Origin of the sequence: Frankia sp. R82 (assembly GCF_023716925.1) — a bacterium.
GTDB lineage: Bacteria > Actinomycetota > Actinomycetes > Frankiales > Frankiaceae > Frankia.
The window spans coordinates 1-8,776 of sequence record NZ_JAMQQG010000369.1; the positions used below are offsets into that span (position 1 = coordinate 1).

Genomic DNA, 8,776 nt, shown 5'->3' on the forward strand with positions numbered 1-8,776 from the left:
GGCCGGCTGCGCGTCCGCGCCCGACCCGGCGCGCGACGGGCTGGGCTGCGCCTGCGGGCGCGATGCTGCCTGCGTCGGCGTGGGTCGGGATGGAGTGCTCGACTCCCGTCGGACAGACGTCGACGTCACCCCCTCCGGTGGGCCGGCGGAACTCGCCGGACTGTGGTGAGACCTCGGACCAGCAGGCGCGAGCACCAGCATGCGTGAGCCGGTGCTTGGTCGCTTCCCGGGACCGTCCACGCCGGACGGCGAGCGCCGCGCGGTGCGCGCCGATTCACGCCGGTAGGCCGGGACGGTCCGATACCGCAGGTAACGGTAGACGAGGGATTCCGGCCGAAGCCAACCGGCGGTGGCCTGATGTGCGGTCCGCCCTGGTTTGTTTAGATGACGTTAAGGGAGTGGGGTTCTGATGATCCGGATCACCGTTGCCCCGGGCCGGCTCCATAGCCAGGTCCGAAGCCAGGTCCGAAGGCGGGGGAGGCCGCCCACGGTCGGCTGGCCTGGCGCTGCGAGATCAGCCGCGTGTAGCTGCGGCGGCTGCGTTCGGCCAGGACCGCCGACAGGTACGCCCACCCGGGCGTACCAGGTGGCGGTGGTGGGGTGACCACGGCCTGCATCTCCTGGACGAGGCCGCTGCCGAGGCGTTCCAGGGCTGGTGCGGACAGACTGTGCGCCCGGATCAGAAACTGGCGGCTGCGTAGCGCCAGGGAGTCGTCCAGCCTGGACAGATCGAGCAGACTGACCCAGCCGAGCAGGGGCGGGGGAACGAACGGCGGCGCACTGACCGTGCGTGGCACGCTGACCTGCAGCACAACCGTTCCGGCGAACACGTCCCCGAGCCGTTTGCTGCTCCGAGAACTGATCATGCATACGACCGCCGGCAGTCCGAACAGGATGCCCGGCCGTTCGACGACCGCGCCGAGCAGTCCGCGCACGAAGGCGTGCCGAAACCCGATCGGTCCGCCGTCGTCGCGCACGACCCGTAGGCCCAGCGCCATCTTGCCGAGAGTCCGCCCGCGGCTGAGGGTCTCGCAGGCCACCGGATACCCGATCACCACGGTGACATAGGTCAGCAGGACCATCGCGCTCAACAGCGCGTCGTCGTCCGGCCGCACGGCCAGCAGGACGAGCGTGACCAGCAGGCTCAGCAGGTAGAACTGGGCAAGCAGATCGAGCAGCCCGGCCACCAGCCGGGAACCCAGCCGAGCCACCCGCAGGTCGATGGCGACGGCCTCGCCGGTGATGATCGTTTCGACACCCACCGGCACGGCCGGCGCAGTTCGCGGGGCCGGGTAGGTCGGGTCCACCGCACCGGTCCCGGCGCTGCGCCCGGACGGGCTCATGCCGCCGTCGGCATTGTCATGCGGCCCCCGGAGTCCCGATGTGCACCGGGTACGAGCCTACGGTGTTCGAGTCCACAGTGTCTTCTGGTGGTCCGAGGTGTCTTCTGGTGGTCCGAGCTGTTCTCCGGTGCGTCATGGCGTCCTCCGGTGAGCGGTAGGGGCGGTCTCACCGATCCGCCCAGGCACCGTCTGCAAGGATGAAGCCGACATGGATCTCGATGCGTACGTCGCCGTGCACCGAGCGGAATGGGTCCGCCTCGGTCACCTGGTCGACCGTGCGGGCCGCCCGCGCCGGATGCGCGCCGCCGAGCTCGACGAACTGGTCGACCTGTACCAGCGGACCGCCACCCATCTGTCCGTCATCCGAACCCGGTCGTATGACACACACCTGGTCGACGACCTGACGAACCTGGTCACCCGGGCCCGGGCGGCGGTTGCCGGAACGTCGGATCCCGGTTGGCACATCCTGGGCCGTTTTCTCACCGTGACCTTCCCGCTGGCCGTCTACCAGCGGCGCTGGTGGGTGCTGGCCACGGCGGTCGGGTCGGTGCTGCTGGCGTCGGCGATCGGGTTGTGGATCGTCAACGACCCGCAGGCGCGCGCGAACGTGATTCCACCGAGCTCGGTGGAACAGTTGTGCCGCTCCGACTTCGCTTCCTACTACTCCGAGAACCCCGCGTCGTCGTTCGCGAGCCGGGTGTGGACGAACAACGCCTGGGTGTCGGCGGCAGCCGTCGCCGGCGGGGCGCTGCTCGGGCTGCCCACCCTGCTGGTGCTGCTGGTAAACGCGATAAACGCTGGAATACTCGGCGGCTACATGGCCGGCTGCGGGCAGAGCGACCAGTTCTTCGCCCTGATTCTCCCGCACGGCCTGCTGGAGCTGACGGTGGTGTTCGTCGCGGGCGCGGTGGGGCTGCGCCTGGGCTGGTCGATCATCGCGCCTGGGCCGCGCCGACGGGTCGAGGCGCTGGCGGCCGAGGGCCGGGCGGCGGTGCCCATCGTGCTGGGCGCGGCGATGGCCCTGGCCGTCTCCGGTGTGATCGAGGCCTTTGTGACCCCCTCCGGCCTGCCCACGGCGGTGCGCATCGGTATCGGTGCGCTGGCCTGGGCGGGTTTCGTCGGCTATGTCGCACTGTACGGCTCGCGGGCCGCTGCCGCTGGCGAGACGGCCGACCTGGACGCTGAGCACGGCGCCGTCGACCTGGCTCCCGTCGTCTGAGTTCACCCGGGAGCGCGCCACCCGACCGCGCCGCCCATCCCCGGCCGCCCGACCGATCGGCGGCTGTCATCCTGCCGCAGCGCCGCGCGCCGAATCTCAGGGGCCATGGTGGACGGCCTCGACGTTATGGCCGTCCGGATCGCGCAGGAAGACCCCGTAGTAGCCGGGGTGGTACTCGGGCCACTCCCGCGGTGTGTGCAACACCTCGACCCCCCCGGCCACGGCCGCGGCATGCACGGCGTCGACCGCGGCACGGTCCGGCGCGCGGAACGCGACATGCAGCTCCCGGGTCTCGGTGCCGTGGGCCGGGCTCAGCCAGAACGTCGGCTGGCCGTCCGGACCGGACAGGCCCACCACCAGCGCCCCGTCCTGCTCGAACCGGGCGGCCTCCCGCAGCCCGATCGCCGCGAACGTGGTCAGGTAGAACACGCTGGACGCGGCGACGTCGGCTGCCTGTACTCCGATGTGATCAAGCATGCCCGGCACTTTACGGCTGCCCCCCGACAGTTTCCGGGCGACCGCCCGGGCACTGCCCCACGGTTGCCCGCGCAGTGGATGACGGTCGGATGCGGATCCGCATCGAGGGCCAGGCGCTGCCCGGTCGGCGTTGCGGCCCGGCGGGCGAGTCCGGCCACCGCCCACCGCCGCGGGGTTCGGTGTTACCTGGAGCTAGCCGGAGCTGCCCTGGAGCCGGCGGGTAGCAGCCGGCTCAGAGCCGGCCGAGGGACTTCAGGGTGAGGTAGGTGTCGGTGACGGCTGCCGCGTAGCCGGCCGGAGGTTCGTCGACGACCTCCACCCCGCGTCGGCGCAGTGTCTCGGTAAGTTCACGACGGCGCATCCGGGTCTGTTCCGCAGCCGCGGCGGCGTGGACGGCGCGTACGTCCTGGCGGCCGACGGCCAGCTCGTCGAGGCGGGGGTCGCGCAGCGCGGCGACGACCACGGTGTGCCGCGCGGTCAGGGTCGCCAGAGCCGGCAGCAGACCCTCCTCGATAACCGCCGGCGCCAGCTCGGTGAACAGCACGACCAGGCTGCGCCGGGACGTCGCCCGCAGGACGCTCGCGACGATGCCGGTGTGGTCGGCCTCGACGATCGCCGGTTCCAATCCGGCCATCACGTCGCTGATCCGGGCCAGGTAGGCATGGTCATGCGAGCCGGGCAGGGTGGCCCGCGGCACGCTGTCGTGGGCCACGAGGCTGACCCGGTCACCGGCCCGCAGCGCGACGGCGGTCAGCAGCAGCGCGGCGTCCAGCGCGTGGTCGAGCCGAGGGGTGTCGCCCACCCGGCCGGCCGAGGTCCGCCCGGTGTCGAGCACACAGACCACTCGCCGGTCCCGCTCGGGCCGAAAGGCACGGACCACCACCGCCCCGCGGCGTGCCGTGCTACGCCAGTCGATCATCCGGACGTCGTCGCCGATCACGTAGTCGCGCAGGCTGTCGAACTCCGAACCGGCACCCGCCCCGCGGACCGCGACCTCGCCCTCGATCTCCCGCAACCGGGCCAGCGCCGCCGGCAGCGCCCGGCGGGACGTGAACGGCGGCAGCACCCGCACCCGCCAGGGGCAGTGATGGCGACCCTGCCGGCCGGCGAGCCCGAGCGGGCCCAGCGCGCGCACCGTGATCCGGAACGGGGTGCGGTCACCACGTCGGGTGGGCGTCAGCATCGTCTCGAGGAAGCGTCGTTCTCCGGCGGGTACCACGACCCGGTGGATCCGCGGCCGGGCCCCCGCGGACGGCGACCAGGCGTCGCGGATCTGGGCACGGACGGTCCGCGTGCCGTGGTTGGTGACGGCGAGCACGAGTGGCACCGGCTGCCCGAGCCGGGTCGCCGTCGGCCCGGTCCGGCTGAAGGCGAGCGAACGCACCGCACCGGCGAAGGCCACGTCCATGCCGACGAGCACCACAAGCAGCAGGTTGACCAGCACCAGGGTCAGTCCGGGTGCCGGGGACACCGCGACAAGTGCGACCCCGCACAGCGCCAGTGCGACCGCACGGCCGCTGATCGCCACCGTCCCACCGCCTGCTAACGGGGTGCCGGGACGGTGGCCAGGACCTGTTCGAGCACGACGTCGGCGGTGACCCCGTCGAGCTCGGCCTCGGGCCGCAGACTGATCCGGTGCCGCAGTGTCGCCCGGGCCAGGGCCTTGACGTCGTCCGGCGTGGCGTAGCCCCGACCGGACAGCCATGCCCACGCCCGGGTGGTTGCCAGCAGGGCGGTGGCGCCCCGCGGCGACACCCCGAGCTGGACGCTCGGCGCCGCCCGGGTGGCCCGGGCAAGGTCCACGATGTAGGCGAGGACGTCGGGATGCACCGCGACGGTACCGACGGCCGTCCGGGCCGCCGCGAGATCCGCCGGCCCGGCGACCGCACGCACCCCGGCCGCGGCCAGGTTGGTCGGGTCGAACCCGCCGGCGTGGTGGGCCAGTACCCGGATCTCGTCGTCGCGCGGGGGCAGCGGCAGGGTCACCTTGACCAGGAAACGATCGAGCTGCGCCTCGGGCAGCGGATAGGTTCCCTCATGCTCCACCGGGTTCTGGGTGGCCAGCACCGCGAACGGCGTGGGCAGCGGTCGCGGCACGCCGTCGACGGTGACCTGCCGCTCCTCCATCACCTCCAGCAGCGCTGCCTGCGTCTTCGGTGGGGTGCGGTTGATCTCGTCGGCGAGCAGCAGGTTGGTGAAGACCGGGCCCTTGCGGAAGGTGAACTCGGAGCTGCGGCTGTCGTAGACGAGCGAGCCGGTGACGTCTCCGGGCATTAGGTCCGGGGTGAACTGCAGCCGTTTGGTGTCCAGCGCCAACGCGGTCGCCAGGGTTCGTACGAGCAGCGTCTTCGCGACGCCGGGCACACCCTCGAGCAGTGCGTGGCCGCGGCAGAGCAGGGCGACGACGAGTCCGCTGACGGCCGCGTCCTGGCCGACCACCGCACGGGCGACCTCGCCGCGCAGCGCGATCAGTGCCCGGCGGGCCGCATCGGGATCGGGCCCGACCGTCTCGCCCGTGGGCGGTGGGCGGTGCGACGGCGTACCACCGGGCTTGTGGAGGGTTGTCTCCCCCGGGTCGGCCGCCGTCGCGTCGATGTTCGGGGAGGTCACCGTCCACCTACCTGTCGGTCGAGGTCGTCGAGCGCGTGGGCGAGCGCCAGCAGTGCGCGGTCGGCCCGACCGGGCTCACGATCGCCCCCCCGCGGCGCAGCCGCAGGCCCCGCCGGGTCGAGCGCCACCGCGGTGCCCGGACGTGGCCAGACCGGCGGCTCCGGCGGCAGGCCCCGTGACCGGATCTGGTCCATGGCCCGGCCGAAGGGGCCCGGTCGGGCATCGATCGGTGCCACCATGCCCGAACCGTACAGGAGCGATCCAATATCCGAGGGTGACCGACCGCTCTGCTCTGCGACAGAGGCCACGAGAGCCACCGGATCCGGTTCGGGCGTCCCGGCCGGTCCCGCGCGCAGTGGCAGGCCGATCCGCTCGGCCAGCCGGACGCGGAGCGCGGCGCGCAGCACGTCGGCGCTCTGGTCACGGGCCCGGGCCGAGGCGTAGAGCCGGCCGTGCCCCTCGACCGACTCTGCCGCGCGCACCACGACTGCCAGTGGTTCGGGCACCGGCGGTCCCAGCCGTCGGCCGCGCCACAGCCCGAGCAGGAGCAGCACCACCGCCACCTGCAGCACACCCCACCGCACACCGCTGGGCAGCAACTCGAACGGACCGCGGGCGTCCACCGCGTCCCGGCTGGCCGCGGCCGGAATGAGCCAGGTCAGGGTGGTGTGGCGCCCGAGCAGGCCGAGCGCCAGTGCGGCACCGCCATCGTGGTCCAGTCTGCTGTTGGTAAGGAAGTCCGCGGAGCTGACCAGCACCAGCCGACCACCACCCGCCGCCGTGCCGCCCTGTGCCGTGCCGCCGGAGGTGGTGCTCACGGCCGGGGTGAGGACCACCAGCTGGGCCGCTGTGGGCGGATCGCCGTAACAGAGCACGACCTGCATGTCGGCGCGGTCGCGACCCACGCCGCCGGCGCCCCCCGGATCGCTGCGGCCGCGGGTGTAAGCCGGTGAGCCCTCGAAGGGCACAGTGCCGGCCACGGCAGCCTCGGGTAGCGCGCAGCGGGGCGCCGCGGCGCTGCCCAGACTGTCGTCCGAGGTGCGAACCCCCACCTCCAGAACGTCGAGCACGGCGTCGCCGGCGCCGACGAGCACCACATCCGAGCCCTGCCACACCTGGCCGAGCAGTCCGGTGAGCGCATCGCGGTCCAGCCGCCCGGGCTCGAACACGATGACGGTGCCGGGCGATCCGACCGGCCTGTTGCCCGTCGGCACGGTCTCGGCCGGCGTAACGGTCACGCCACGTCCTCGCAGAATCTCGGCCAGTGCGCGGGTGCCCTGCGGTCTGGTAGACCCGACGTCGAAGGGCTGACCGCCGGAGGTTCCCGCGGTGAACACCGCCAGCAGCAGGAAGAGCAGTACCAGCACCCCGATGACCGCACTGACCACGAGGCCACGACGGACCGCGGTCGGACGCGGCCCGGTGCGCAGGGCCGTGGGGCCCGGCCCTGCGGGGCCAGTCCCGCGCCGGTTGAGGGTCAGGTTCGGGCCGGCGATCATGCCGGCACCGCCGGCAGGGGCGATGAGCCGTTGTGCTGGGCGCCGCCGGTGCGCAGCCGCGAGAGCGCCGTATCGGCCTCGACGAGCACTCGGTAGTCCTCGGCGGTTGCCGGACGACCGCCGTACCAGGTTTCGCCGAAGACCGCGGTTGCGGCGCCAAGGGCGGCCAGCGGATCGGACTGCCCCGGGGCGGGCTGGCCACCGGTGACGCGGGCGACCTCTCCGACCAGTTCACCCGCAGTGCGGCCCGGACGGGGATCAAGGACGCCCCGCTCCTGGAGCATCCGCACGACCGCGCGGAGCCGGGAGCGCACAGCCAGGGTGTACTGCCCGGCGGCGGCCTGCTGGTCGGCCTCGTCCCGAAGCTGCGCGGCGGTCAGCGGGCTGGCCAGATCGTCCGTGGTGGCCCGCCGGGCGCGGGCGGTGCGGCGCACCGGGCCCAGCCACCAGCGCAGTGCGACGAGCAGGACCACCGCCACGATCACCAGGGACAGAGCGCCGAGGCCCGGTGCGCCGCTGCCACCGGTATCGCCGCGGGGGAACAACCAGGACCACAGGTCGACGACCCGGTCGCCGATCCAGTTGAGGAGGCGGTGCCACCAGCTCGCGTTGTCACGGTGGTAGATCTCGCGACTGAGCTCGCGGTGCGCCTCCGCTCGTGCGCTGTCGCGGGTGACCGGGCCGCCCAGGGTCATCCGCGCGGCCCCGCTCCCGCAGCGCGTTGGCGAGCAGCCTCGGCAAGCGTCACGTCCAGCCCCTCCCGCCGGATCCGCAGATCGACGTAGAGGAGGACGACGGCGCCGGCCATGATCGGCGCCGACACGGTCGTCGCCACCAGGTTCCCGATGCCCTGGACGATGTGGCCGACGGTGGTGAGATCTCCGTCGAGGAACTCACCGAACACCCCCGGCGCGGAGGCCAGCACGATGCCGGTGGCGATGGCGAACACCGCGTTCAGCATCAGTGCCACCAGCATCGCAAGCAGCAGGATGCCGAAGGTCCGCCACCAGGAGCCGCGCACGATTGCCACCGAACGGCGCAGCGCATGACGGACTCCGGCGCCCTCCAGGACGTACACGGGGGTCGCGAGACTCAGGTACACCCACACCACGATCGCGCCGACCAGCAATGCGACCAGCCCGAGCGCCACCGCCACGAAGACCGCCACGGTGAGGGCGAACAGTCCAGGCAGGCGGGGGGCGATCCGGCGCACCGCGTCGGTCGGCCCGATCCGGCTGCCCAACGTCGCCTCGCTCACCACGACGCTGAGCACTCCGGACAGGAACAGGCTCAGCACCAGCTCCAGCGCGAGGGAGGCAACGGTGCCCAGCGCCTGCGCCACGCCCGAGGAGTCCTGGGTGCCGATGGCGATCAGCGTCGCCACCGTCTCCACCACGGCGGCCGAGGCCAGCGTCACGCCGATCGTGGCACCAGGGTTGGCGCGGATGGTCGCGAACGTGCCGTCCAGGATCTCCCCGAGAGCCAGCGGACGCAGCGGGATGATGCCGGGCCGGGGCGCCGCCGCACCCCATCGCCACGGACCCGGCGGACCGCCGGGCGCGCCGGGCGGCATTCCCCCCGGCGGGGGACCGCCAGGACCCGGCGGTGGATCCCCGGCTCCCGGCGGG

At 73.0% G+C, this 8,776-nt stretch carries 8 protein-coding genes; 1 reads left to right on the forward strand and 7 read right to left on the reverse strand.

The genetic code is table 11. The annotated features are described in order from the left end of the window. Positions 1-419: 419 nt before the first annotated feature. Positions 420-1,343, reverse strand: coding sequence for an RDD family protein (locus tag ND747_RS28990; RefSeq protein ID WP_251737435.1), 924 nt, complete (start codon positions 1,341-1,343; stop codon positions 420-422). A gap of 208 nt (positions 1,344-1,551) precedes the next feature. Here ND747_RS28990 and ND747_RS28995 point away from each other — a divergent pair, with 208 nt between their 5' ends. After that, on the forward strand, positions 1,552-2,562 hold the full coding sequence (locus ND747_RS28995; RefSeq protein ID WP_251737436.1) for a stage II sporulation protein M: 1,011 nt from the start codon (positions 1,552-1,554) through the stop codon (positions 2,560-2,562). Between the two features lie 96 nt (positions 2,563-2,658). Here ND747_RS28995 and ND747_RS29000 read toward each other — a convergent pair whose 3' ends face one another. The 6 genes from ND747_RS29000 to ND747_RS29025 form a co-directional block, all read right to left on the reverse strand. Next, complete coding sequence (locus ND747_RS29000) at positions 2,659-3,039, reverse strand: VOC family protein (protein ID WP_251737437.1); 381 nt, start codon at positions 3,037-3,039, stop codon at positions 2,659-2,661. Positions 3,040-3,271: 232 nt separating this feature from the next. Continuing rightward, on the reverse strand, positions 3,272-4,567 hold the full coding sequence (locus ND747_RS29005; RefSeq protein ID WP_251737438.1) for a DUF58 domain-containing protein: 1,296 nt from the start codon (positions 4,565-4,567) through the stop codon (positions 3,272-3,274). Positions 4,568-4,581: 14 nt separating this feature from the next. After that, complete coding sequence (locus tag ND747_RS29010; RefSeq protein WP_374216352.1) at positions 4,582-5,649, reverse strand: AAA family ATPase; 1,068 nt, start codon at positions 5,647-5,649, stop codon at positions 4,582-4,584. Then, positions 5,646-7,148, reverse strand: coding sequence for a DUF4350 domain-containing protein (locus ND747_RS29015; protein ID WP_251737439.1), 1,503 nt, complete (start codon positions 7,146-7,148; stop codon positions 5,646-5,648). The genes ND747_RS29010 and ND747_RS29015 overlap by 4 nt, the downstream gene beginning before the upstream one ends. Next, on the reverse strand, positions 7,145-7,843 hold the full coding sequence (locus ND747_RS29020; protein WP_251737440.1) for a DUF4129 domain-containing protein: 699 nt from the start codon (positions 7,841-7,843) through the stop codon (positions 7,145-7,147). The genes ND747_RS29015 and ND747_RS29020 overlap by 4 nt, the downstream gene beginning before the upstream one ends. Next, positions 7,840-8,776 (reverse strand): hypothetical protein (locus tag ND747_RS29025; RefSeq protein ID WP_251737441.1); only part of this gene is annotated, 937 nt, incomplete at its 5' end. The genes ND747_RS29020 and ND747_RS29025, both read right to left, overlap by 4 nt.